Raw genomic sequence first — 24,258 nt, 5'->3', positions numbered from 1 at the left:
GAAGGCTGTGGAAGACTGGTCGGGTGCGTGTCTACATCGGTGCCGACCATGCCGGCTATGAGCTGAAAAACCACCTCGTGTCCTGGCTCAAGGACCACGGTCACGAGGTGACCGACTGCGGTCCGTTCGTCTATGACGCGGAGGACGACTATCCCGCGTTCGTCCTGCGCGCGGCCGAAGGCGTCGCGGGCGACCCCGGCAGCCTGGGGGTGGTCATCGGAGGCTCGGGCAACGGCGAGCAGATCGCCGCCAACAAGGTGCGCGGCATCCGCGCGGCGCTGGCCTGGAGCGAGGAGACGGCCTCGCTGGCCCGCGAGCACAACAACGCCAACGTCGTCAGCGTCGGTGCCCGCATGCACACCGTCGACGACGCGGCCAGGTTCGTGGAGGTCTTCCTGACCACGTCGTTCTCCGGCAGCGAGCGCCACAGCAGGCGGATCGCCCAGCTCGACACCTACGAGACGATCGGCCAGCTGCCCTCCCTGCCCTGACCCTCAGCCCTTGCGCTTGGCGTCACGCCTTGGCATCTCGTCACGCAGAGGCCGCCGGTCGGCGGCCTCCTGCTGCTCCTTCGACGGTCTCGACACGTCGCGGGCGCGCATGGCGACGGTCGCGGTGATCTGCAAACTCTGCAGTGCCATGTCAACGACCCTACGTCAGAACGTCAGCCCCGCCCATGGCCTCGGGCTCCACGACATGGCGGTGGCCAGCGAACGCAGCGCGCCGGGGGAGTGCTCGCGCACCAGCCCCGCCGCCAGGTGCTCCGTGAGCATGCCGTCGCCGAGGTACGCCGAGCCGAGCGAGGCCACCGGCAGTGTCACGTCAGGCCGGTCGTCGACCGGGGCGCACTCCGCGCCCGCCGGGCCGGCGGTGAGTCGCCAGCGCCGGGCGTTCCACGGGCACACGTCGTCCTCGACCTCGATCACCGCGTCCACCGGAGCCGAGTAGGACCGCGCGGCCAGAGCCGCGCCCACCTCGACCAGGCGCACCCACAACTCGTCCGTCCAGCCGGCGCGCGCCTGCCTCGGGTCGGCCAGCAGCGCGAGCAGGGGGTCGTCCACCGGCCTCGCGCCCGCCTCCACCCGGGAGACGAGATCGCGGTCGAGCACGCTGCGCCACAGCAGCGCGTACGCCGCCGGATCGGCCGCCTCCAGCTCCTGCAGCCGCACCTCCCCGTCGGGAATGCCGTCGGCGTCCCACGACGACTTGATCCGGAACAGGGCATAACCGCGTACGCCGCCGTCGTCCTCGGCCAGCACCGAGCGCAGCGGGCCTGCCCCGCCCTGATCGGCCTCCTCGTCGGCCAGCACGCCGTCCCAGTAACGCGCGTTGCGCTCGTAGCGTCCGGGACGCCGGGCCACGACGGAGGCGAACACCTTCTCCAGGTCGGCGCGTACGTCGGCGGGCTTGGCGACCCTGAGCCTGAGCGACGGGTCGGAAGGAGCGTTCGCGACGAACGGCGTACCACCGGGTTTCCTGAAACGGAACGACAGCGAGGTCGACGCCCTGCCGTAGCCGTACCTGCCGTAGATGGAGGCCTCGGAGGTGTAGAGCGCGGCGACGCTCTCCCCGCGCTCCCGGATGTCGGAGAGCTGCCTGCGCATCAGCGACGACAACATGCCGCGCCGGCGATGGGAGGGCAGCACGCTTACGGCCGTCACGCCCGCGACGGGAAGCTGCCCGCCGGGGACCGTCATGGTGAGGCTGTAGATGGACGTGACGCCCGCGATGAGGTCTCCGTCGAAGACCGCGAGCGTGCGGTCGAACTCCGTCTCGGCCTTGTAACGCTCGTTCTGCGCGGGATTCGGCCGCCAGCCGAACCCTTCTTCGAGCACCAGCGCGAACGCCGGCCACTGGGACTCGTCAATCGGGCGGATCGGATACGTCATCTGTCCACGGTAGGAGCGGGCAAAGAGGAAGGGCTACCGAATATCCGTGCTTGATGATCAAGGCCTTGGTCAAGTGGGCTGCCCAAACACGGGTCAGACCGATACAGTCAGGCCCATCATGAGTTCCCGACCGGCGCCGCTGATCCCGCCACGGGTCCGTGCCGTCCTGGTGCGGGTGCCGGGTCTGGTGGCCGCCGTCCGCTTCATCCGGCGAGGGCCGCTGGCCCGCGACCGCAACCTGCTCGTCACGCTGACCGTGCTCGCGCTCGTCATCGGGTTCCTCGCGGTCAAGGTCTCTACCGAGTGGTTCTCGCCCTCCCTGCTCATCCTCGTCACCCTGGTCGGCGGGCTTCAGCTGCGTCTGCGCAGCCTGGTCAAGCTGCTGGTCGGCGTCGGCGTCGCGCTCGGCTACATCGCGATCGGGCTGGGCCCCGACCGGATCGGCGTCGGGCTGACCGTGACGATCGTGTTCACCACGGTGCTCGCCGTGCTCATGGCCCGCACCAGGGGCAAGCTCGGCGTGCAGGGGTTGCGCGGCGACGCCATGCTGCTGGAGTTGCGCGACCGCCTCAAGAGCCAGGGCGAGCTTCCTGCGCTGCCCAAGGACTGGGGCGGCAAGGTGGTGCTCAAACAGGCCGGCGGGTCGTCGTTCGGCGGCGACTTCCTGGTCTCCATGCGCGACGGCAACTCCGTCGAGATCGCCCTGGTCGACGTGTCGGGCAAGGGTGTCGACGCGGGCACCAGGGCACTGCTGCTGTCCGGTACGTTCGGCGGGCTGCTCGGCTCGGTCGACGACTTCCTGCCCGCGTGCAACACCTACCTCCACCGCCAGCGAGGCGACGAGGGGTTCGTGACCGCGGTGCACGTGCGGCTCGACCTCGACACGGGCGACTACACGATCACCTCGGCCGGGCATCCGCCGGTGGTGAAGTTCGACGCGGGCACGGGCAACTGGCAGGTGGCCTCGGCCAAGGGCGTGGTGCTCGGCGTGGTGCCCGACCTGCACTGCGAGCCCGACAGTGGCACCCTGCGCAAGGGCGACGCGCTGCTGCTCTTCACCGACGGCCTCATCGAGCAGCCGGGGCGCGACATCGACGCCGGCCTCGACCGGCTGCTGGGCGAGGCGGAGCGGCTGCTGCCCTCCGGTTTCCGCGACGGCGCGCGGCCACTGGTCAACGCCATGGCCTCCGGACACAACGACGACTGCGCATTGGTGCTGATCTGGCGTCCCTGATGACGAATGACACGGTTCAGGTCGTGTGGGGAGTCACTGGCAGCGGGCTCCACGCTGCTGAGATCCTCTAGACGTTCGGGCCCCGGCGGAGCGGCGCGGCTCCACCGGGGCCCGTCACAACCAGCCCTGGTCGCTCGCGATGCGCACGGCGTCGAGCCGGTTGCGCGCCCCTGTCTTGCACATGATGCGCGACAGATGGTTGCGCACGGTGCCCACGGAAAGGAAGAGCTGGTCGGCGATCTCGGTCGAGCGCGCGCCGCCCGCCGCGACGCGCAGCACGTCGAGCTCCCGCCTGGTCAGCGGGTTCGTCGCGCACTGGAGCGCGGCCGCGGCCAACTCCGACTCGATGGCCCGGCGGCCCGCCGCGACGAGGCGCACTCCCTCAGCCAGCCGCTCGGGCGGCACGCACAGGCTCATGAATCCGAGCGCGCGCTCGGCCAGCGCGCTGCGCACCTGCCCGGGATGGGGATCGGTCGACAACACCAGCACCCTGCATCCCGGCGCCCGCGCGGAGAGCCCGGCCAGCACGGAGCCCCCCGGCAGCCCGGCATCGACGACGGCCACGTCGGGACCGCTCTCGACGGCCGCCCGCACCGCTTCGTCGGCGCATCCGGCCTGCGCCACGACCCGCAGATCGGGTTCGGCTCCGAGAATGGCCAGCAGGCCACGGCGCACCAACGGCAGGTGCTCTGCGATCAGTATGCGGATCAAGGACTCCCCCTTCATCGTCTCTTAGGGTGATCGTTTGATCGCGCACTGTCAATCCATTCCAAAAGGCGGGCAAGCCGTACCGCGCGGCGGATTCGACTACCCTTGGGTTGGCGGTTTTTCGCCGATCCTGCCGTCTGCCATGGAGCGCGACTCGATGAACTGGCTCTATCTCGTGGGGATCATCCTCTTCCTCCTCGGGCTGATGTTCTCCATCGCGCTGCACGAGCTCGGCCACCTCGTGCCCGCCAAGATCTTCGGCGTGCGCGTGACGCAGTACATGGTGGGTTTCGGCTCGACGGCCTGGTCCCGCAGGAAGGGCGAGACCGAATACGGCGTCAAGTGGATCCCGCTCGGCGGCTACATCCGCATGATCGGCATGCTGCCGCCGCGCCCCGGTGACGACCCCACCAAGGCCAGGAGCACCGCGACGGGGCCGTTCCAGGGGCTCATCGAGTCCGCCCGCGACGCCGCGCTGGAAGAGGTGCGGCCCGGCGACGAAGCGCGCGTCTTCTACCGCAAGAAGTGGTGGCAGAAGGTCATCATCATGTCCGGCGGCCCGGCGATGAACTTCGTGCTGGCGTTCGTCTTCTTCAGCATCCTGCTGGTCGGCATCGGCCTGCCGACGTGGGCCCCGATCGTCTCGCCCGAGACCAACACGTGCGTGATCCCCGCCTCGGAGCAGCGCACCACGTGCAAGCCCACCGACCAGCCGACCCCCGCCGCCCAGGCAGGCCTCAAGCCCGGTGACCGCCTGGTCTCGCTCGACGGCGAGAAGATCGGCGACTGGACCGCGGCCACCCACCTGATCCGCTCCCACGGTGCCGGGCCCGCGCAGCTCGGCATCGTCCGCGACGGCAAGCCGATGACACTCGACGTCACGCTCATCGCCCAGGACCGGCCCAACCTCGAAGATCCGGAGAAGATCGACAGGAATGTCGGCTTCCTCGGCGTGCTGCCCACCGAGGTCATGCAGCAGCAGAACCTCGGCCAGGTGATCGGCTACATGGGCGAGCTGACGGGCAGGGTCGCGAGCTCACTGCTCAACCTGCCGGAGAAGATGGTCGGCGTCTGGCACGCCGCCTTCTCCGGCGAGGAACGCGACCCTGAGGGCCCGGTCGGCGTCGTCGGCGCGGGCCGCATGGGAGGCGAGATCCTCGCCTCCGACCTGTCCAACGAGAAGAAGATCGCCATCTTCGTCAACCTGCTGGCCGGGTTCAACCTCGCGATCGGCATGTTCAACCTCATCCCGCTGCTGCCGCTCGACGGCGGGCACATCGCGGGCGGCCTGTGGGAGGGGCTCAAGCGGGCGTACGCCAAGGCCATGCGGCGGCCGGACCCCGGCTACGTGGACATCGCGAAGGTGCTGCCGCTGACCTACGCGATCGCGATCGTCATGATGATCATGGCGGGGCTGCTGATCTACGCCGACCTGGTCAACCCGCTGCGGCTGACGGGCTGACGGGCGGGCCGTCTCAGCCCCGGGTGAACGGCAGGGCGGAGCCGAAGACCGCGCCGAGCACGAGCCAGGCGATGACGACGGCGAGCCAGAACACGGCTCGCCGGCTCGGCGGAGGGCCGTCGCGCAGCAGCGAGAACCCCAAAGGGACCAGCGCGACGCAGAGTCCGCCCACGGCGATGACGGACTGCGGGATCTGGGTGCCCTTCAGCGTCCCGAGCGCGAGCGCCGACATCAGGCCGAGCGCCACCGAGCGGCCCAGGCCGAGTGCGCCGGAGCGGTAGGCGCCGACGGCCAGCACGATCCAGCCGGCGAAGGCCGCACCCGACAACATCCTGAAGGGATGCCATTGCGTGTCCCTCCATGCTGCGTAGTAGTGCTCGATCCCGCCGATCATCGCGGGCAGGCCCAGGGCGTCGGTCAGGTGGAAGGCCAGGTGGTCGGTGCCGTACTGGAAGGCCCGGGTGAACAGCCCGGCGATCACCAGCCATCCGCCCCACAGCCCCCACAGCGGCCTGGTGGCGGCGATTCTGTGCGCCAGGGTCATGACCGCCGGGCACAGCAGGATGACGCCGCAGGCGAAGCTGGCATAGGCGACGGTGACGAGCTCCGGGTGCCGGGTGTAGGCGGCGAGCTGGTCAGGGAAGAAGAAGTGGAACCGTGAGCGCAGCAGAATCCCGGTCATGAGCAGGGTGGGGCCGGCGATCAGCGCGACGGCGCTCACCCATCGTCCGGGGAAGGCCGGTTGCCGGCCCAGGTTGGCGGTGGCGTTGGCGGTGGCGTTGGCTGCCCGCCGCTCCTTGGCTGCCCGCCGCCATCGCGTGATCCGCCGGCGAAGCTCGTTCTTCATGCGTTCCTGCCCGTCGTGTCGGTGTCGGTGCGGCCCGGAAAGCCGGGCGCATCAGCATGGTGGCGGGCGGTGCGGCGGGCGCGCGTCGGGCCCAGGTCACATCTTGCGGCGGCGAGCAGGAGACAGGTACGACCCCGGACGGACGCGGCCGTCCTACCGTGGTCAGATGCCGGGCGAGCCGGTGAGGAGATAACGTCACGGCATGAAATGGGCTCGGCAGCTCCGCCGGAAGGGCGGTGCCGACGCGGCGGCGGCGGTCATGGTGGCGCTGCTCGTCGGCTACGCCCTCGTCGATCCTCCGGGGCCGTCGCCGTCATGGCCCGCCTGGACGGCCTGGCCGGTCGCGGCGGTCGTGAGCTTTCCCGTCGCGCTCCGGCGGCGCCTGCCGCGGTCCATGCTCGCCGCCGGGTGCGCCGCGGGCGCACTGACGGTCGTGGCCGGCGCCGCCGCGGCGGGCGCGCTCTCGGTGTCGTTCCTGCCGACCGTGCTCGTGCTGTACGTCGTGGCCTCCACCGCCTCGGCCGCGTGGGCGGTGGCGGGCTGGGCGGCCTGCCTGTCCGCCGCGGTGATCACTATCCTGATCTTCTACGCCCAGGTGCTGCCCGGCCTCTCGCCGGTGGCCACGCCGAGCGAACTGCCACCTCACTGGCCGGTCGAGATCGGCGTGATCGGGGTGCTGCTGACGGCCGCCTGGGCGCTGGGGACGGCCGTACGCTGGAAGCGCGACACGACCGCTCGGCTCGTCCGCCACCTCGCCGAGGCCGCGGTGGGGGAGGAGCGCAGGCGCATCGCCAGGGAACTGCACGACATCATCGGCCACAGCATGAGCGTGATCGCCGTCAAGGCCACCGTCGCCAACCATGTCGCCGAAGCCCGCCCGCAGGAGGTGCGCGCCGCGTTGTCCGTCATCGAACAGACCAGCCGGAGCACACTCACCGAGATCCACCGGGTGCTCGACCTGCTGCGCTCCGACGGCGACCCCCAGCAGGCGCACGTGCTCGTTCCCGGCATGGCCGACCTGCCCGAGCTGGCCGCGCAGGCCCGCTCGGCCGGGGTCGAGGTCGACCTGACCGTCCGCGGGGAGGCCACGCCGCCTCCCGCGGTCGCGGTGTCGGTCTACCGGATCGTGCAGCAGGCCCTGACCAACGTCGTCACCCACGCGGGGCCCACGCGCTGCTCGGTCACCGTCGACGTCGACGAGCGGGAAGCCGCGATCGAGGTCGTCGACGACGGCCCTCGCCATGGTGCCCGCCATGGTGCCCGCCAGGGCCGGCGGCCTGGTCACGGCGGCCACGGCCTTGTGGGCATGCGTGAACGCGCGAAGACGTACGGAGGCACGTTCAGCGCGGGGGCACGCCCTGATGGCGGGTTCCGCGTGGCGGCCCACCTGCCCTACGACCTGGACGGCCGGCCGGCATGAGCGCCGACGCCCCTAGGCCGATCAGGGTGCTGCTCGCCGAGGACCAAATCCTGGTGCGTGACAGCTTCAAGGTGCTCATCGACACCACACCGGGGCTGACCACCGTGGGCGAGGCGGGCAGCGGTGCCGAAGCCGTCCTGCTGGCCCGCCGGCACCGCCCGGACGTCGTCCTCATGGATATCCGCATGCCCGGCATGGACGGCATCGAGGCGACCAGGCGGATCTGTGCCGACCCGGCCGGCAGCGGCACGCGCGTGCTGATCCTCACCACGTTCGACCAGGACGACTACGTCCACGCGTCGCTACGCGCGGGGGCGAGCGGTTTCCTGCTCAAGCACGCCACGGCGACCGAGCTGCTGGCCGCCATCCGGGTCGTCGCCGCCGGCGAAGCGCTGCTGGCGCCGACCGTGACCCGCCGGCTCATCGCCGACTTCCTGCGACGTGCCCACCCCGCTCCGGCCACGCGAGACCTCGGCCACATCACCCAGCGCGAGTGCGAGGTGCTCACCCTCGTCGGCAGGGGGATGTCCAACTCCGAGATCGCCGGGCACCTGCATCTCACCGTCGGCACGGTCAAGACCCACATCGGCAGGCTCCTGGCGAAACTGCAGGCGCGCGACCGGGCGCAACTCGTCATCGCCGCCTACGACGGCGGGCTCGTCGACCCGCGGCCACGATGACACAGAGCCCGTTCAGTTCATGGAGATGTGCACGTGGTCGTAGTGGTTCTCGGTGATGCTGCCGCGGTCGGACATCGTGCTCCAGCCCGATCCGTGGTTGATGCGCTGTTTCCAGATGACGTACTTGACGCCCAGCTTGCTCTTGTTCTTGATGGCCCACTCCGCGATGCGATCGCCCAGGGCGGTGTTGGCGGCGGAGGGCATCGAGCCGCCCGTGCTCATCATGAAATCGCAGGCCCTGCCCAGCGGGTGCTCGCCTCCTGAGCCGGAGCGGAAGCAGCCGACGGTGAAGGGCAGCGCGAAGTTCTTCTCGATCTGCTCCTTCATCAGCCGCGTGCGCGGGGTGATGTTGTCGGAGCCGGACGGCAGTTCGGGCGCCCAGCCGCCGTCCGGCCTGCGGTTCGTGCCGAACGGCACCAGGTCCTGCAGCTTCTTCTCGATGTCGTCGATGACGTCCTCGGCCTCGTCGCGGCGGCCGGCCACCTCGGAGGCGTCCTTGCGGATCTTGACGGCGAGCTCGGCGGCCTGCACGGCGGCCTTCTTCTTCTGGTCGCGTGCCCTGGCCACGCCCTGCACGAACGCCTGCTGCTCGGCGGTGACCTGGTTGAGCACGGCCGCGCCGCCGCTGTTCTCGGGCAGCATGAACGCGGGAACGCTGGAAGTGCCGTTCTGGTAGCGCAGCCGGGCGATCTCGGCGACCCGCTTCTTGGCCGTCGTGAGCGCCTCCTCGGCGGTGGCCAGCCGGGTCTTGGCCGCCTTGGCGGACTTCTGTGCCTTGGCCAGCTCGACCCGCTTGAGGTTGTACGCCTCGATCAGCTTGTCGACCTTGTTGTTGAGCTGCTTGAGCTGGGCCCGCAGCTCCGACTCCTTGGGTTTGGGCGCCGCGGACGCCGGGGCCGCCGAGACGGCGACGGCTGCGGCGGCGATGAGACCGATGGCAAAACTCGCGGGGGACGAAGCCGCCACGTAGGTGTTCCTCTCCCTCTGCCGGCCGGGTTAGCTGACGGGTTCGGGTAAGGGAGCTGCGTTTCCCTACCACCGAAGTGGATTCACCCCAAGTGCGATGGGTCCCCGGCTCCCGGGCAACTCGCCCAGGATTAGGCGGTGCAACGGCTGTTACGGCCGGTACATAAGGGGATATTAGTGGTAGATCACGAGTCATGCGACCTTAAGTAGAAATCTATTCTTGATCGATCCGTGACCGGAGCATGCGGGCGGCCTCCTCCGGCATCACGTCGTTGACGAACGCGCCCATCGCGGACTCCGAGCCAGCCAGATACTTGAGCTTGTTCGGCGCCCGCCGGATGCTGAAAAGCTCCAGATGCAGGTACGCGAGCTCGCGGTCCCGCCGCACCGGAGCCTGGTGCCAGGCCGAGATGTAGGGCATCACACCGCCGAACAACCCGTCGAAGGCTTGCAGCACCGCGGTGTAGAGCGGGGCGAACGCCGCACGTTCCTCCTCCGTGAGTGCCGCCAGGTCGGGCACCTGCCGGTGCGGATAAACGTGCACCTCGAACGGCCAGCGAGCGGCCGCCGGCACGAACGCCGTCCATGCCTCGTTGTCGGCGATCACCCGCGTCCCGGCGGCACGCTCGGCGGCCAGCACGTCGGCGAACAGGTTGCCCGGCCCCTGATAGCGGGCCGCCGCGCCGAGCTGGAGCTTCGTCCTGGGCGTGACGTACGGGTACGCGTAGATCTGGCCGTGCGGGTGCGCCAGCGTGATGCCGATCTCCTCGCCCCGGTTCTCGAAACAGAACACCTGCTCCACGCCCTCGGTCGCGGACAACTCGGCCGTACGGTCGGCCCAGGCCTCCATGACGAGCCGTACCTGCGCGTCAGAGAGCTTGGAGAAGGAGGACGAGTGGTCCGAGGTGAAGCACACCACCTCGCAGCGCCCGACCCCCGGACGGACGTCGCTCAGCCCGCCAACATCGTGATAAGTCCCAAAATTGGTGGAGAAGGACGGGAAGCGGTTTTCGAACACCACCACGTCATAGTCGTACGCCGGGATCTCCGTCGACCGCGCGTCCGACGACGGGCACAACGGGCACTCGGCGGACGTGCCCGCCGGCAGGAACGTCCGCGTCTGACGGTGCCCGGCCATCGCGATCCACTCCTCGGTCAGCGGATCGTAGCGCAGCTCGGACGCCACCGGCCGGGGCTCCAGCGGACGCCGGTCGATCGCGCTCCGATCGGCGTCGTCGCGCTGGTCGAAGTAGATCAGCTCCCGGCCGTCGGCGAGTTGGGTGACGGTGCGCTTCAATGCGTGCCCTCCGCGATGGTCAGTTCTCCGGCCCGCTCGGCCAGCTGGGTGCGTGCGTCCTCGGGCAACCCCGCGTCGGTGATGACCACGTCCGCCTCGCTCAGTTCGGCGATGGTGCTGATGCCCACCGTGTTCCACTTGGTGCTGTCGGCCGGGACGACCAGCCGGTGCGCGGCCGCCACGAGCTCCCTGTCGGTCTCCGACTCCAGCAGGTTCGGCGTGGTGAACCCGGCCCGCACGCTCATCCCGTGCACGCCGAGGAAGAGCGTGTCCACGTGCAGGCGGCGGATCGCGGCCACGGCCACCGGGCCGACCAGCGCGTCGGACGGCGTACGCACGCCTCCCGTCAGCACGACGGTGCGGTCGGCGCGCGGGTTGCGGTGGAAGACCTCGGCGACGGGGATCGAGTTGGTGATCACGGTCAGTTCGGGGACGCCGATGAGGTGGTGGGCCAGCGCCCATGTGGTGGTGCCCGCTGACAGCGCCACGGCGGTGCCGGGGCGGACCAACCTGGCCGCGTGCCGCGCGATGGCCTCCTTCTCCTGCTGCTGGCGGGCGGACTTCGCGGTGAAGCCCGGCTCCTCGGTCGATCCTGGACCGAGGGCGGTCGCCCCGCCGTGCACCTTCTCCAGCAGGCCGCGTTCGGCCAGCACTTCAAGGTCGCGGCGGATGGTCATGTCGGATACGCCCAGCTCGCGTACGAGGTCGGCGACCCGGACGCCGCCGTTGCTCCGCACACGTTCGAGGATCGTCTGCTGACGCTGCTGTGCGAGCACGCCCGCTCCTTCCAACAGATTCCACCAAATTATGACACGACGCTGTTGGGGAATGTTAGGTCGTTACGGATCGCTTGCGCTGTTCAAGGGGGAAAGAGAGGTTGAAAGCACACCGATCATCCGGGAGGCGTACTGATGGCCAGGCGAGCACGCAAAGGCAGGGCACGCAAGAAGAAAAAGGCCAACCACGGCAAGCGCCCGACCGCACGCTGACAGGTGGCCGCCCGCCGGCGGCCACCCCCAGCACAGCCCGGCAGGAGCCGGCTCAGAGCAGGAGCGCGGGCCGGTCCGGGTGATCGGCCCTGATCACGACGTCGGCCGCCTCCTGCGGCCGCACCTCGCGCTCGTACCGCTCGTATGCGGGCAACCGCCACCGCTCCTCCTCAGGCGTACGGCGCTCCAGCGCCGCCGCCGACAACCACACATGCACGGTCAGCTCGAAAGCCAGCCCCTGCCCCAGCAGCAGCGTCCCGTCGACGACGACCACCCCGCCCGGCGGCAGCTCCTCGTACGGCAGCCGGTACGCCCGGTCGATCCGGCTGTCCCACAGGGCCGGCAGCACCCGCCCGGAGCCGTGCTCGTCCAAGGGGTCCAGCACCTCCCTGCGCAGCGCCTTGACGTCGAGCCAGTCCTCGTAGAAGGCGTCGGGATCGTCCCTGCCGTGCTCCAGCCGCAGTGACGCGGGCCGCAGGAAGTCGCCCGCGGAAACCCGGAGCACGGGCCGCCCACGCAGCCTCAGCGGTGCCACGAGGTCGTCGGCCAGCGTCTCCGGCCGCCCCGCGGGCGCTCCGTCGACGGCCACCCGCACCCACCGCTCGCGCGGCCACCGGGCGACCCGCTCGGCCAGCTCGCCGACGAGAACGTCACGGAAGATCGGTCGCGCACGCATCAGCACCACCTTACGAGCGCCCGCCGCCGGGCCGACGCGCGTGGCGGAGGCGCCGAGAGGCGTCCGATCGTAGAATCCGCCCATGGACTGGCGGACGTGGCACGACGAGTACGACGGCCCCGTTCGCGGCTGGCGCAACGCCTGCGGTCGTGCAGCAGCGCATCCGGCCGGCACTCGACACCTGCCGTGCCGCAGGTCTGCCGATGGTTCGAGGACCGCGGCTACGACCGCGAATGGCTGTCGGAACCGGGCACCGGCTACGGCGTCCACCGTCTCACCGGCACCCCGCAGCCCATGGTCGCGGGGCGGCACATGTTCACCTTCACCCGGCACGACAAAGGCCAGGCCCTCGGTGAGGTGTGACCTGGCCTTCGTGCTCACGAGAGCGGACGACGGGAATCGAACCCGCGTAGCTAGTTTGGAAGACTAGGGCTCTACCATTGAGCTACGTCCGCGCGAACCGGTCGAAGTCTGGTCTAGACTTCATCCGGTCGTCAGGTCGTAAGCGTACCGGAGTCGCGGACCGCATGCGCACTCGGCGAGACGGGGCGTGGCGCAGCTTGGCAGCGCGCTTGCTTTGGGAGCAAGAAGTCGCAGGTTCAAATCCTGTCGCCCCGACCATGTGATGTCTCAGGACATCGGAAACCCTCGAACCTACGGGTTCGGGGGTTTCGTCCTGTAAGGCGCAGGAAGACGTGGGTCTATTTCCATGGGGCGCAGCCGGAAGGGCAGCGTAGGACGCGGGTGACATGCGCTGCCACTTGGCCGAACGGCGCGTGCAGGGGTGCATCTACGTGCACCCCTGCCGGGTAGCCAGGCCGATTCCCCCAGGCCCGCCCGGGGCCCTAGCGTCGGAGCCATGAGCAGATCGACAAGGGGAGAGCGCGCCGTGACCACCGCACAGGGCAAGGCCGCCGACCGTACGCCCGCCCGCGGGCGCGCCCTGACCGTCCTCCTGTGGATTCTCCAGGTAGTCGTGGCCGGTTTCTTCCTCATGTCGGCCATGGGCAAGTTCTCGAACGTGGAACCGGCGAAGTCCACGTTCGAGGCCATCGGGTTCGGGGATTGGTTCCGCAACCTGGTGGCCGTACTGGAGGTGGCGGGGGCGGCGGCGCTGTTCGTGCCGCGGCTGGCCGGTCCTGCGGGCCTGGCGCTCGCCGGGCTGATGGTGGGCGCGACGCTGACCGAGTTGTTCGTGTCGGGCGGAGGCGTGGTGATGCCGCTGGCCACGCTCGTGCTCTGCGCCGTGATCGCGTGGGGACGATGGGAGAGCACGACCCGGCTGTGGGCGGCCGTCACCCGGCGGTAAATAGACTGTGTGGTCCCGCTCCCGTCACGGGCAAGGACATGCTCGAACTGTTCGACGACGATCCGATCTCCCGCCCGCTCACCTATCCAGGCCGGATCCCGGCGGCCTCCGGGGTCCTCGCCGACGACGCGTACATGCCGCTCCAGCCTCAGGGCGACGACCCGGGGGAGTGGGGCGTCGCGGGCGAGCCGCTCAGCGCACTGCTGGCACACCGGGGCTGCCTGCCGCTGACGGCTCGCCACCGCGTCGTCGCCGTGGGTTCCAACGCCGCGCCGAGTCAGCTGCGCAGAAAGTTCCTCGGCCATGGCGTACGCCCCGTCGTCCCCATGACGCTCGCCGACGTGCCGGGCATCGCCCCCGGAGTCTCGGCCCACGTGAGCAGGTGGGGTTACGTGCCGGCCGCGCCGATCGACACGCCGGGCGAGACGTCCAGGCTGTTCGTGCTCTGGCTGGACGAGCGCCAACTCGCCGCCCTCGATCTCACCGAGCCCAACTACACGAGGCGGACGCTCACGCACCCGGTCAGGCTGGAGCCGGGCCCGCACCTCCCGCCACCCTTCGTCTACGCGGGTAAGCACGGCTGCGTCCTGGACGAAGGCCGCCCCCGCCGGCTGACGCCGCAGAGAGCGCTCATCCAGTCCCTCCTGGACGAGATCCCACGGCTGCGCCAGGTGTGCGGCGACACGCCGGACGACTTCGTGGCCGGCGTCAGGGACGAGAGCGTACGCGCGACGGCGTCCCGCCTCCTCCAGGCAGAGCGGAGCCGCGCACGGGCCGCCGGATAAAGTCGGGTTCCATGACTGACACCCGCATTCCCCCACCCCGGACAGGCGACGAACGGACCGTCCTGAACAACTGGCTCGAATGGCACCGCGGCACCCTGGCGGTCAAGTGCGCGGGCCTCACGGACGATCAGCTGCGCCTGTGTTCCGCGCCTCCCTCCACGCTGTCGCTGCTGGGCCTGCTCAGGCACATGGCGCACGTCGAACGTTCCTGGTTCCGCCGGGTGCTGAACGGCGAGGACATCCCCAAGCTCTGGGACAAGGACCGCGACAACGACGCCGACTTCAACGGCGCCGGCAAGGCCTCCGTCGAGGAGGCGTTCGCCACGTGGCGGGCCGAGGTCGAGCGGGCCCGCGCGATCTCGGCCGCGACCCCGCTGGACGCCGTCGGCGAGCACAGAGGCTCCGACTACTCGCACCGCTGGATCCTCGTCCACATGATCGAGGAGTACGCCCGCCACAACGGCCACGCCGACCTGCTGCGCGAGCGCATCGACGGCGCGACGGGCGAGTAGGGCCCCTGTACCTGCCGTCGGCCGACCACCGTCCCCGACGACAGGTACAGGGGGGCCGTACCGGAAATGAGGGGTCTGTCAGGGGGCGTCGGCGTGGAAGAGCGCCCAGACGGCCTTGCCGCCGCTCGCGAGCGGGTCCCAGCCCCAGCGCTGGCTGTACGTCTCGACGATGTAGAGGCCGCGCCCGTTCTCCGAGATGAAGTCGGGGTTCTTGGGCCGCGGCACCTCGTCGCTCGGGTCGGCCACCGCCAGCAGCACGTGGGGCGCGACCCGCATCAGCAGCAGCTCGATCCCGCGCCGCCCACGCGCGTACATCGCGTACCTGACGGCGTTGGTCACCAGCTCCGACACCACCAGCGCGGCGTCGTCGCTCAGGTCGTGCAGGCCCCAGCCGCACAGGGTCGAGCGTGTCACGTCCCTGGCGGTCTTGACCGAGTCGGCCTGGAAGGGCAGCGGGCACGAGGTCGTGTACGGCTTCTCGCCCATGAGAAGGTGGTCGAAACCGACCTCGCGGGTGATCTGCAGGCAATCGGCAGTGGCCAGCGGATCCTCCACCATGCTGCCGATACCTCCCCGTTCAACCTTCGTTAGTGCACGTTTGGCCCAATATGCACCAACCCATCATGGGTCACGCGGCCGGGTCGCTGCAAGACCCAGATGCACGTGCAGTTGCATTGTGCAGGAGCGAGCGGCATCAGCGTGTCGGCCGCTGAATCGGACACGGGGTTGGGACCTTGTCATACCTGGCGATGTGGTGTCACTGTGTGTGCGGACCTTGATAGGAGGAAGCAAGTGACGCAGAACCAGCCGGGTTCCGGGCCGACGGCGCTGCGCATCCTCCTGGGCTCCCAACTGCGCAAGCTCAGGGAAGCGAAGAACGTCACCCGCGAGGAGGCGGGCCACCTCATCCGGGGCTCCGAATCCAAGATCAGCCGCATGGAGCTCGGCCGGGTGGGGTTCAAGGAGCGCGACGTGGCGGACCTGCTCACGTTGTACGGCGTCGAGGACCCACAGGCCCGTGCCGCCGTGCTCGACCTGGTCGCCACCGCCAACGAGCCGGGCTGGTGGCACCGGTTCAACGACGTCCTGCCCACGTGGTTCCAGGCGTACGTCGGCCTTGAGGAGGCCGCCGCCAGGATCAGAACCTACGAGGTCCAGTTCGTGCCGGGACTGTTGCAGACGAAGGAGTACACCCGGGCCGTGGTGACCGCCGGGGCGGCGGGCATCGGAGCCGAGGAGATCGCCAGGCGGGTGGACCTCCGGCTGGAGCGCCAGCGGATCCTGGACAAGCCCGACGGGCCCATCTTCTGGGCGGTGATCGACGAGGCCGCGTTACGCCGGCCCATCGGCGGCGCCGAGGTGATGAAAGCACAGATCGAGCATCTCATCGAGCTGATGCGCCAGCCCAGCATCACGATTCAGATCATGCCGTTCAGCTTCGGCGGGCACAGTGCGGAGGGCGGGGCATTCAGCATCCTGCGCTTCCCCGACAACGACCTGCCGGACGTCGTGTACGTCGAACAACTCGCCAGCGCCCTCTACCTCGACAAGCGTGAGGACGTGGACAGGTACACCGAGGTGATGGAGCGGCTGTGCGCCGTCAGCACCACCCCGGACGAGACGATCGAGCTGTTGCGGACCATCTCGGACGAGTTCTGAGAGCCGTGGCGTCGTTGTCGGGTGTGCATCTGCCCTAGACTGGCAGTCGGCGTTGGATCCCGCCGTGGCGGAGCATGCCCGACACCGCTCATGTGGGCGCGGCGCGTGAGCCGAAACCGATGAGACGCGCCCGCGATCACTCGTAGCATGATCAAGGAGACCATTCCGTGAAGACCGCTGTCGAGGAGCTCAGCCCGACCCGGGTCAAGCTCACCGTCGAGGTGCCGTTCGACGAGCTGCGCCCGAGCATGGATGCGGCATACAAGAAGGTCGCGCAGCAGGTGCGCGTCCCCGGGTTCCGGCCTGGCAAGGTTCCGGCCCGCATCATCGAGCAGCGCTTCGGCCGGGCGGTAGTGCTGGAGGAGACCCTCAACGACGCGGTGCCCAAGCTTTACGGCCAGGCCGTCGACGAGGTTGACGTGTTCCCTGTCAGCCAGCCGGACATCGAGGTCACGAAGATCGACGACGGTGAGCAGATCGAATTCACCGCCGAGGTCGACATCCGGCCCAACTTCGAGGTCCCCGACTACGAGGGCGTCGAGGTCACGGTCGACCCCGCCGAGGTCTCCGACGACGACGTCAACGACCAGCTCGACGCGCTGCGTCAGCGTTTCGCGACACTGACCGGCGTCGAGCGGCCCGCCGCCAACGGCGACTTCGTCGTCATGGACCTGCGCGCCGAGATCGACGGCAAGAACATCGAGGAGCAGCAGGCCAGCGAGGTGTCCTACGAAGTGGGCGCCGGTTCCGTGCTGCAGGGCCTCGACTCCGCGCTCGAGGGCATGTCCGCGGGCGAGGAGAAGAGCTTCAAGACAGAGCTGGTCGGCGGCGACAACGCCGGCGAGGAAGCCGATGTGATCATCAACGTCAAGTCGGTCAAGGAGAAGGTCCTGCCCGAGCTCGACGACGAGTTCGCCCAGCTCGCCAGCGAGTTCGACACGCTGGAGGAGCTCAAGGCCAGCATCCGCGAGCAGGCCCGCCGCAACAAGCTGATCGACCAGGTCGTGCAGGCCCGCGACAAGGCGCTCGACGCCCTGCTCGACAAGATCGACATCCCGCTCCCCGACAGCGCGCTCAAGGCCGAGGTCGACGCCCGCAAGCACAACCTCGACCACCAGGTGGCCGAGAGCGGCCTCAGCCGTGAGGCCTTCTTCCGCCTCTACCAGACGACGGAGGAGGAGCGCTTCACCGAGTTCGAGAGCAGCGCCGCCAAAGCGCTCAAGGTCGGCTTCGTGCTCGACAAGGTCGTCAAGGCCGAGGAGCTGGGCGTCTCCGAGCAGGAGCTGACCAACTTCGTGGTCCGCCGGGCCATGGAGATGGGCGTGCAGCCCAACGAGCTGGCCAAGCACCTCGCCGACAACGACCAGCTCACGCTGGCCATGGTCGAGATCGTCCGTGACAAGGCCAAGTCGGTGATCGGCGACGCCGCCAAGGTGGTCGACACCGAGGGCAACGAGGTCGACCTCAAGGGCATCTACAGCGAGATCAACGGCAGCGAGGCCAATGAGGAAGAGGCCGCCGAGGACGACAGGGCCGACGGCGAGAAGGCCGACGCCTGACGCCTGAGCCGACCGGAGCCCCTGGACCCATCGGTCCGGGGGCTCTGTCATGACCTGACGCATCCGGCACAGGGCGAAGCGCTCAGATGGCTTGTGCGGAGCGATGGGGGCCGCGGGCGTCTGCGGTCGGCGCCCCGGGACCATCGCGCGGCACCCGCCCTCTCAGGCCGTCTCGGGGAGGCCGCCGTACGCGTTCCGGGGTCACGCGGGACGAAGACCGGCACAAGCCGAAGAAGCGTAACAGGCAACCATTCGCTCGAACCTGCGCCGTCAGCGAACAGTACGGGGGACCGGGCATGACCTGTAGGCCGGGCGCGTTAGGGTCACAAGCAAAGCCCATCGATTACGACGCATCGGAAGGTGACGCTGTGACCAGCCCGCCGACCTTCTATCAGCCTGAGTCTCGAGGCCGTGAGAACGGCTCCGCCTTCCGGCTTGAGGACCAGCTTTACCAGCGCCTGCTTCGCGAGCGCATCATCGTTCTCGGGCAGGAGGTCAACGACGAGATCGCCAACCGCATCTGCGCAGAGCTGCTGCTGCTCGCGGCCGACGATCCCGACCGCGATATCACGCTCTACATCAACTCGCCCGGTGGCTCGGTGAGTGCGGGCATGGCGATCTACGACATGATGGAATACGTGCCTAACGACGTATCCACGGTCGTCATGGGCATGGCCGCCTCGATGGGGCAGTTCCTGCTGTCCGCCGGCGCCCGTGGCAAGCGTTACGGCCTGCCGCACGCCCGTGTCATGATGCACCAGCCGTCCGGCGGCATCGGCGGCACCGCCGCCGACATCGCCATCCAGGCCGAGCAGATGCTCTACGTGAAGAAGACGCTGGCCGAGCGGATCGCCCACCACACCGGGCAGCCGCTCGAGCAGATCGAGGCCGACTCCGACCGTGACCGCTGGTTCACGGCCGAAGAGGCCAAGGACTACGGCTTCATCGACCACGTGGTGCGCAGTGCACGACAGGTGCCCACGCAGGGCCCGGTCTCCTAGGGGGAGCTGACATGAACATCGAAAGCCGTTACGTTCTCCCCTCCTTCGTCGAGCGCACGTCCTACGGCGTGAAGGAGATGAACCCGTACAACAAGCTCTTCGAGGACCGCATCATCTTCCTCGGAGTGCAGATCGACGACGCGTCGGCCAACGACGTGATGGCCCAGCTGCTGACGCTGGAGTCGCTCGACCCCGACCGTGACATCAGCATCTACATCAACTCGCCGGGCGGCTCGTTCACGGCCATGACGGCGATCTACGACACGATGCAGTTCGTCCGGCCGGAGATCCAGACCGTCTGCCTCGGTCAGGCCGCGTCCGCCGCGGCCGTGCTGCTGGCCGGCGGCACCCCCGGCAAGCGGTTCGCGCTGCCCAACGCCAGGGTGCTGATCCACCAGCCGTCCACCGAGGGCGGCGGTCAGGGCAGCGACATCGAGATCCAGGCCCGCGAGATCCTCCGCATGCGCACCCTCCTCGAGGAGATCGTGGCGAGGCACTCGGGCAAATCCTCCGCCGAAATCCGCAAGGACATCGAACGCGACAAAATTCTCAACGCGGACGAGGCGAAGGCGTATGGTCTGATCGATGACATCATCCCGTCCAGGAAGAAGCGAGCTCAGGCCGTGGCTTCCTAGACGAGACGTGACGCGCCGGAGCGCTGCCCAATAGGGCACGTTCCGGTGCGACTCGCCGCTAGGGGGCTCACTGAGGGCCCAGAAGACGGTAACGTCGAAACCTGAGCGGTTCGGCCTAGTCCGGAGGATGTCCGGAGACACTGCTCGCGTGAGCAGGGCGGTCCCACGCAAAGGAGTATCTGGGGTGGCACGCATCGGCGACGGGGGAGACCTGCTGAAGTGCTCGTTCTGTGGAAAGAGCCAGAAGCAAGTCAAGAAGCTCATTGCCGGTCCAGGCGTCTACATCTGCGATGAGTGCATCGATCTCTGCAACGAGATCATCGAGGAGGAGCTCTCCGAGTCCTCCGAGCTCAAGTGGGACAACCTGCCCAAGCCGAGGGAGATCTACGAGTTCCTCGACGCCTACGTCATCGGTCAGGACAAGGCGAAGAAGGCGCTCTCGGTGGCGGTCTACAACCACTACAAGCGGGTGCAGTCCGGCGACCGGGGCAGGGATGACGGCCTTGAGCTGGCCAAGAGCAACATCTTGTTGCTCGGGCCGACCGGTTCCGGCAAGACGCTCCTGGCGCAGACCCTGGCGAAGATGCTCAATGTGCCTTTCGCCATCGCCGACGCCACCGCGCTCACCGAGGCCGGCTACGTCGGCGAGGATGTCGAGAACATCCTCCTCAAGCTCATTCAGGCCGCCGACTACGACGTGAAGAAGGCCGAGACCGGCATCATCTACATCGACGAGGTCGACAAGATCGCTCGCAAGAGCGAGAACCCGTCGATCACGCGCGACGTCTCCGGCGAGGGCGTGCAGCAGGCGCTGCTGAAGATTCTGGAGGGCACCACGGCCTCGGTGCCTCCGCAGGGCGGCCGCAAGCACCCCCACCAGGAGTTCATCCAGATCGACACGACCAACGTGCTGTTCATCTGCGGTGGAGCCTTCGCGGGCCTGGAAAAGATCATCGAATCGCGCATCGGCAAGAAGGGCATCGGCTTCAACGCCATCATCCGGTCGAAGGAAGAGGTCGACACCGCCGACGTCTTCGGCGACGTGATGCCGGAGGACCTGCTGAAGTTCGGCATGATCCCCGAGTTCGTCGGCCGCCTGCCCGTCATCACCTCGGTGCACAACCTCGACCGCGAGGCGCTCATCCAGATCCTCACCGAGCCCCGCAACGCGCTGGTCAAGCAATACCGCAAGTTGCTCGAGCTCGACGGCGTCGAGCTCGAGTTCACCGACGGCGCCCTGGAAGCGATCGCCGACCAGGCCATCCTGCGCGGCACCGGCGCTCGCGGGCTGCGCGCCATCCTGGAGGAGGTGCTCCAGTCCGTCATGTATGAAGTGCCCTCCAGGCAAGACGTCGCCCGCGTGGTCATCACCCGCGAGTCCGTGATCGAGCACGCGATCCCGACGCTCGTCCCGCGCGACCAACTCGCCGCCAAGCAGCAGCGCACACCGCGCGAAAAGTCGGCCTGAGCCGCATTCGTTCACGCCGGACGCCCCGTGGTCGCGAACCATGGGGCGTTCTGCTTTCCCGCCTCCCTAGAATTGGTCACTGTGACAACGCCAGAGCTGCCCACCCAATACACCCCGGCCGACGTCGAGACCCGGAGCTACGACCGCTGGGTGTCCGAGGGCTATTTCCACGCCGATCCGGGCAGCACGCGCGAGCCGTACAGCATCGTCGTCCCGCCGCCCAACGTGACGGGCGTCCTGCACATCGGGCACGCACTCGACCACTCCATCCAGGACGCGCTGACGCGCCGGGCGCGGATGAAGGCCCACGAGACCCTGTGGCTGCCGGGCATGGACCACGCCGGCATCGCCACCCAGAACGTCGTGGAGCGAGAGCTGGCGAAGGAAGGCTTGTCACGCCACGATCTGGGCCGCGAGGCGTTCGTCGAGCGGGTCTGGGCGTGGAAGGAGGAGTCCGGGGGCCGCATCCTCGGCCAGATGCGCAAGCTCGGTGACAGCGTCGACTGGTCGCGCGAGCGGTTCACGATGGATCCCGGCCTCTCGCGGGCCGTGCAGACCATGTTCAAGAAGTTGTTCGACGATGGGCTCATCTACCGCGCCGAGCGCATCATCAACTGGTGCCCGCGCTGCCTGACCGCGCTGTCCGACATCGAGGTTGAGCACGGCGAGGACGAAGGCGAGCTCGTCTCGATCCGCTACTCCGACGAGATCGTGGTCGCCACCACGCGCGCCGAGACCATGCTCGGTGACACGGCCGTCGCCGTTCACCCCTCCGACGAGCGTTACGCGCACCTGATCGGCACGCTCGTGGAGGTGCCGCTCACCGGCCGCATGATCCCGGTGGTCGCCGACGAGCACGTAGACCCCGAGTTCGGCACCGGAGCGGTCAAGGTGACCCCCGCCCACGACCCCAACGACTTCGAGATCGGGCGGCGTCATTCGCTGCCGTCGCTGACCGTCATGGACGAGCGCGGAGTGATCACCGCGCACGGGCCCTTCCAGGGGCTCGACCGTTTCGAGGCCAGGCCCGCAGTGGTCGCGGCCCTGCGCGCCGAAGGCCGCATCGTCGCCGAGAAGCGGCCCTACCTGCACTCGGTCGGCCACTGCTCGCGCTGCAAGACCGTGGTCGAGCCCCGGCTGTCGCTGCAGTGGTTCGTCAACGTCTCGCCGCTGGCCAAGGCCGCCGGCGACGCCGTCCGCGACGGGCGCACCCGCATCCACCCGCCCGAGCTGGCCAAGCGCTACTTCGACTGGGTCGACGACATGCACGACTGGTGCATCTCCCGCCAGCTGTGGTGGGGCCACCGCATCCCGGTGTGGTACGGCCCGGGCGGCGAGGTCGTCTGCGTGGGCCCCGACGAGGAGCCACCCGCCGGCTACACGCAGGACCCCGACGTCCTCGACACCTGGTTCTCCTCAGGGCTCTGGCCGTTCTCGACCCTCGGCTGGCCCGACTCGACCCCAGAGCTCCAGCGCTTCTACCCGACCTCCGTGCTGGTCACGGGCTACGACATCCTGTTCTTCTGGGTCGCGCGCATGATGATGTTCGGCCTGTACGCCATGGACGGCGAGCCGCCATTCCGTGTCGTCGCGCTGCACGGCATGGTCCGCGACCAATACGGCAAGAAGATGTCCAAGTCGTTCGGCAACGTGGCCGACCCGCTCGACTGGATCGAGCGCTTCGGCGCCGACGCCACCCGGTTCACGCTGCTGCGCGGCGCCAACCCCGGCGCCGACGTCGCGGTGAGCGAGGAGTGGGCGGCCGGTTCCCGCAACTTCTGCAACAAGATCTGGAACGCCACCCGCTTCGCCCTGATGAACGGCGCCGCCGTGGGCTCCCTCGACGACGCGCAGTTGACCCCGGCGGACCGGTGGATCCTCTCGCGCCTGCAGACGGTCATCACGGCCGTCGACGCGGCCTTCGAGGAGTTCGAGTTCGCCAAGGCCTCCGACCTGCTTTACCACTTCGCCTGGGACGAGGTCTGCGACTGGTATCTCGAACTGGCCAAGATCCAGCTCGGTGAGGGCCTGGAGCACACCCGGCTCGTGCTCGGCCACGTACTCGACGCGCTGCTGCGGTTGCTGCACCCGCTGACGCCGTTCGTGACCGAGGAGTTGTGGCGGGCCGTGACCCGCGGCGAGTCCGTGGTCGTGGCGCCGTGGCCGAAGGCCGAGCCCCGCTACGCCGACCCCGCGGCCGAGGCCGAGATCGGTGCGCTGCAGGAGCTGGTGACGGAGGTGCGCAGGTTCCGCTCCGACCAAGGGCTCAAGCCCGGCCAGAAGGTGGCCGCCCGCCTTGGGCTGGCCGGCACGCCGCTGGCCGGACAGGAGACGGCCATCCGCGCGCTGCTGCGCCTGACCGAGCCGGCGGAGTCGTTCAAGGCCACGGCGCGGTTCACCGTGGGCAAGGTGAGCGTGGAGATCGACACGGCGGGCGCCATCGACGTCGTGGCCGAGCGTAAGCGGCTGGAGAAGGACCTCGCAGCCGCCCGTAAGGAAGCCGCGCAGGCGGCGGCCAAGCTGGGCAACGAGCAGTTCATGGCCAAGGCGCCGGATGACGTGGTGGCCAAGGTGCGGAGCCGCGCCGAGCAGGCGTCCGCCGACATCGCGCGGCTCGAGGCACAGCTCGCCCGGCTCGGGGTTTGAGACACAGCCCCGACGGGAAAGCCTATTCGTTACCTGAGAACGGACCTTCGACCCCGTCGGGGCTGCTACAGTCTTACAGGCGGGGTAGTCAACCCCGACATCCTTTTGATCACACCTCGATTTCCGGGCGGTCCAGCCACGCGATTGGACAGCGGCCGGATGTTGGAGTAAGTTAAGAGGGTTGCCTCCAAGTGGGGCACGTCCTAAAGATCCCGAATCGGGCGGTTTGACAAGGATCGTCCATATCGGGTAACCTTGAGGAAACGAAGTGTGTAAGCCTCCGCGGCAGGGTCGGTAAAGATCTTGACGGGGATGTATGCGTGCGTTTCTTGAGAACTCAACAGTGTGTTAAAAGCCAGTGCATGATGCACAACCCCGTCCATCGGCCCTTTTGTGGCTGGTGTTGACGGATTCCTTTTTGTTGGTTGGGTTCAGACCTTTTTTGGAGAGTTTGATCCTGGCTCAGGACGAACGCTGGCGGCGTGCTTAACACATGCAAGTCGAGCGGAAAGGCCC

General features: G+C 68.7%; 25 protein-coding genes, 2 tRNA genes, 1 rRNA gene and 1 riboswitch. Of the genes, 18 read left to right on the top strand and 10 right to left on the bottom strand.

What is annotated here, in order from left to right; genetic code table 11:
- Nucleotides 1-23: 23 nt before the first annotated feature.
- The gene (locus E1267_RS14690) at nt 24-491 is read left to right on the top strand and encodes a ribose-5-phosphate isomerase (RefSeq protein ID WP_132333007.1); all 468 of its coding nucleotides are present in this window, start codon (nt 24-26) and stop codon (nt 489-491) included.
- A gap of 3 nt (nt 492-494) precedes the next feature.
- On the opposite strand, the gene E1267_RS44330 is transcribed toward E1267_RS14690, so the two are convergent.
- The gene (locus tag E1267_RS44330) at nt 495-641 is read right to left on the bottom strand and encodes a hypothetical protein (protein ID WP_161714674.1); all 147 of its coding nucleotides are present in this window, start codon (nt 639-641) and stop codon (nt 495-497) included.
- A 15-nt stretch (nt 642-656) separates the two neighbouring features.
- Nucleotides 657-1,889: a GNAT family N-acetyltransferase gene (locus E1267_RS14685; RefSeq protein ID WP_132333006.1), complete on the bottom strand. Its 1,233-nt coding sequence runs from the start codon at nt 1,887-1,889 to the stop codon at nt 657-659.
- Nucleotides 1,890-2,007: 118 nt separating this feature from the next.
- Here E1267_RS14685 and E1267_RS14680 point away from each other — a divergent pair, with 118 nt between their 5' ends.
- Nucleotides 2,008-3,123 (top strand): PP2C family protein-serine/threonine phosphatase, encoded by a 1,116-nt coding sequence (locus E1267_RS14680; protein WP_132333005.1) that lies wholly within the window; start codon nt 2,008-2,010, stop codon nt 3,121-3,123.
- A gap of 114 nt (nt 3,124-3,237) precedes the next feature.
- Here E1267_RS14680 and E1267_RS14675 read toward each other — a convergent pair whose 3' ends face one another.
- Complete coding sequence (locus E1267_RS14675; RefSeq protein WP_132333004.1) at nt 3,238-3,834, bottom strand: response regulator transcription factor; 597 nt, start codon at nt 3,832-3,834, stop codon at nt 3,238-3,240.
- Nucleotides 3,835-3,988: 154 nt separating this feature from the next.
- Here E1267_RS14675 and E1267_RS14670 point away from each other — a divergent pair, with 154 nt between their 5' ends.
- Nucleotides 3,989-5,293: a M50 family metallopeptidase gene (locus tag E1267_RS14670; RefSeq protein WP_132333003.1), complete on the top strand. Its 1,305-nt coding sequence runs from the start codon at nt 3,989-3,991 to the stop codon at nt 5,291-5,293.
- Between the two features lie 13 nt (nt 5,294-5,306).
- On the opposite strand, the gene E1267_RS14665 is transcribed toward E1267_RS14670, so the two are convergent.
- Nucleotides 5,307-6,140, bottom strand: a complete 834-nt coding sequence (locus E1267_RS14665) for a hypothetical protein (RefSeq protein WP_220449491.1) — start codon at nt 6,138-6,140, stop codon at nt 5,307-5,309.
- A gap of 202 nt (nt 6,141-6,342) precedes the next feature.
- Between E1267_RS14665 and E1267_RS14660 the strand changes: the two genes are divergently transcribed.
- Entirely contained in the window at nt 6,343-7,560 is a 1,218-nt protein-coding gene (locus E1267_RS14660; RefSeq protein ID WP_132333002.1) for a sensor histidine kinase, read from the top strand.
- Nucleotides 7,557-8,240: a response regulator gene (locus E1267_RS14655; RefSeq protein WP_132333001.1), complete on the top strand. Its 684-nt coding sequence runs from the start codon at nt 7,557-7,559 to the stop codon at nt 8,238-8,240. Before E1267_RS14660 ends, E1267_RS14655 begins: the two co-directional genes overlap by 4 nt.
- Nucleotides 8,241-8,252: 12 nt before the next feature.
- Here the strand turns inward: E1267_RS14655 and E1267_RS14650 are convergent, their stop codons facing one another.
- The 3 genes from E1267_RS14650 to E1267_RS14640 form a co-directional block, all read right to left on the bottom strand.
- Nucleotides 8,253-9,206 (bottom strand): coiled-coil domain-containing protein, encoded by a 954-nt coding sequence (locus tag E1267_RS14650; protein ID WP_132333000.1) that lies wholly within the window; start codon nt 9,204-9,206, stop codon nt 8,253-8,255.
- Between the two features lie 5 nt (nt 9,207-9,211).
- Nucleotides 9,212-9,354: riboswitch (cyclic di-AMP (ydaO/yuaA leader) on the bottom strand.
- Nucleotides 9,355-9,420: 66 nt separating this feature from the next.
- Nucleotides 9,421-10,503, bottom strand: a complete 1,083-nt coding sequence (gene galT, locus E1267_RS14645; protein ID WP_132332999.1) for a galactose-1-phosphate uridylyltransferase — start codon at nt 10,501-10,503, stop codon at nt 9,421-9,423.
- The gene (locus E1267_RS14640) at nt 10,500-11,279 is read right to left on the bottom strand and encodes a DeoR/GlpR family DNA-binding transcription regulator (RefSeq protein WP_132332998.1); all 780 of its coding nucleotides are present in this window, start codon (nt 11,277-11,279) and stop codon (nt 10,500-10,502) included. Before E1267_RS14640 ends, galT begins: the two co-directional genes overlap by 4 nt.
- Before the next feature lie 135 nt (nt 11,280-11,414).
- Here E1267_RS14640 and E1267_RS47885 point away from each other — a divergent pair, with 135 nt between their 5' ends.
- Nucleotides 11,415-11,492 carry a 50S ribosomal protein bL37 gene (locus E1267_RS47885; RefSeq protein WP_372513659.1) on the top strand — a complete coding sequence of 26 codons (78 nt, stop codon included), beginning with the start codon at nt 11,415-11,417 and terminating at the stop codon, nt 11,490-11,492.
- A 52-nt stretch (nt 11,493-11,544) separates the two neighbouring features.
- Here the strand turns inward: E1267_RS47885 and E1267_RS14635 are convergent, their stop codons facing one another.
- Nucleotides 11,545-12,168, bottom strand: a complete 624-nt coding sequence (locus tag E1267_RS14635; protein ID WP_132332997.1) for a nucleoside/nucleotide kinase family protein — start codon at nt 12,166-12,168, stop codon at nt 11,545-11,547.
- Nucleotides 12,169-12,264: 96 nt separating this feature from the next.
- On the opposite strand from E1267_RS14635, the gene E1267_RS14630 reads away from it, so the two are divergent.
- Entirely contained in the window at nt 12,265-12,531 is a 267-nt protein-coding gene (locus E1267_RS14630; protein WP_132332996.1) for a hypothetical protein, read from the top strand.
- A 21-nt stretch (nt 12,532-12,552) separates the two neighbouring features.
- Here E1267_RS14630 and E1267_RS14625 read toward each other — a convergent pair.
- Nucleotides 12,553-12,623: transfer RNA gene (locus E1267_RS14625), tRNA-Gly, on the bottom strand.
- Between the two features lie 89 nt (nt 12,624-12,712).
- Between E1267_RS14625 and E1267_RS14620 the strand changes: the two genes are divergently transcribed.
- The 4 genes from E1267_RS14620 to E1267_RS14605 all read left to right on the top strand — a co-directional run bounded on the left by E1267_RS14620 (nt 12,713) and on the right by E1267_RS14605 (nt 14,774).
- Nucleotides 12,713-12,789 (top strand) — tRNA-Pro (locus tag E1267_RS14620).
- Between the two features lie 238 nt (nt 12,790-13,027).
- A complete protein-coding gene (locus tag E1267_RS14615; RefSeq protein ID WP_132332995.1) occupies nt 13,028-13,477 on the top strand; it encodes a DoxX family protein in 450 nt (149 codons plus the stop codon).
- Nucleotides 13,478-13,515: 38 nt separating this feature from the next.
- On the top strand, nt 13,516-14,262 hold the full coding sequence (locus E1267_RS14610; protein ID WP_132332994.1) for a hypothetical protein: 747 nt from the start codon (nt 13,516-13,518) through the stop codon (nt 14,260-14,262).
- A gap of 11 nt (nt 14,263-14,273) precedes the next feature.
- Nucleotides 14,274-14,774: a DinB family protein gene (locus E1267_RS14605; RefSeq protein WP_132332993.1), complete on the top strand. Its 501-nt coding sequence runs from the start codon at nt 14,274-14,276 to the stop codon at nt 14,772-14,774.
- Between the two features lie 78 nt (nt 14,775-14,852).
- Here E1267_RS14605 and E1267_RS14600 read toward each other — a convergent pair whose 3' ends face one another.
- Nucleotides 14,853-15,332 carry an ATP-binding protein gene (locus E1267_RS14600; protein WP_132332992.1) on the bottom strand — a complete coding sequence of 160 codons (480 nt, stop codon included), beginning with the start codon at nt 15,330-15,332 and terminating at the stop codon, nt 14,853-14,855.
- A gap of 234 nt (nt 15,333-15,566) precedes the next feature.
- Here E1267_RS14600 and E1267_RS14595 point away from each other — a divergent pair, with 234 nt between their 5' ends.
- The 7 genes from E1267_RS14595 to E1267_RS14565 form a co-directional block, all read left to right on the top strand.
- Complete coding sequence (locus E1267_RS14595; protein ID WP_132332991.1) at nt 15,567-16,433, top strand: helix-turn-helix domain-containing protein; 867 nt, start codon at nt 15,567-15,569, stop codon at nt 16,431-16,433.
- A 167-nt stretch (nt 16,434-16,600) separates the two neighbouring features.
- Nucleotides 16,601-17,992 (top strand): trigger factor, encoded by a 1,392-nt coding sequence (gene tig, locus E1267_RS14590; RefSeq protein WP_132332990.1) that lies wholly within the window; start codon nt 16,601-16,603, stop codon nt 17,990-17,992.
- 368 nt (nt 17,993-18,360) lie between these two features.
- Nucleotides 18,361-18,993 carry a ClpP family protease gene (locus E1267_RS14585; RefSeq protein ID WP_132332989.1) on the top strand — a complete coding sequence of 211 codons (633 nt, stop codon included), beginning with the start codon at nt 18,361-18,363 and terminating at the stop codon, nt 18,991-18,993.
- A gap of 11 nt (nt 18,994-19,004) precedes the next feature.
- Nucleotides 19,005-19,628 carry an ATP-dependent Clp protease proteolytic subunit gene (locus E1267_RS14580; protein ID WP_132332988.1) on the top strand — a complete coding sequence of 208 codons (624 nt, stop codon included), beginning with the start codon at nt 19,005-19,007 and terminating at the stop codon, nt 19,626-19,628.
- Nucleotides 19,629-19,812: 184 nt separating this feature from the next.
- On the top strand, nt 19,813-21,096 hold the full coding sequence (clpX, locus tag E1267_RS14575; RefSeq protein ID WP_132332987.1) for an ATP-dependent Clp protease ATP-binding subunit ClpX: 1,284 nt from the start codon (nt 19,813-19,815) through the stop codon (nt 21,094-21,096).
- A 72-nt stretch (nt 21,097-21,168) separates the two neighbouring features.
- A complete protein-coding gene (locus tag E1267_RS14570; protein ID WP_132332986.1) occupies nt 21,169-23,742 on the top strand; it encodes a valine--tRNA ligase in 2,574 nt (857 codons plus the stop codon).
- Nucleotides 23,743-24,181: 439 nt separating this feature from the next.
- Nucleotides 24,182-24,258, top strand: a 16S ribosomal RNA gene (locus E1267_RS14565); the annotation flags it as partial.

It is taken from the genome of Nonomuraea longispora (assembly GCF_004348345.1).
GTDB classification, from domain to species: domain Bacteria; phylum Actinomycetota; class Actinomycetes; order Streptosporangiales; family Streptosporangiaceae; genus Nonomuraea; species Nonomuraea longispora.
The sequence above is the reverse complement of the archived record's forward strand: the minus strand, read 5'-3'. Positions and strand labels throughout refer to the sequence as shown.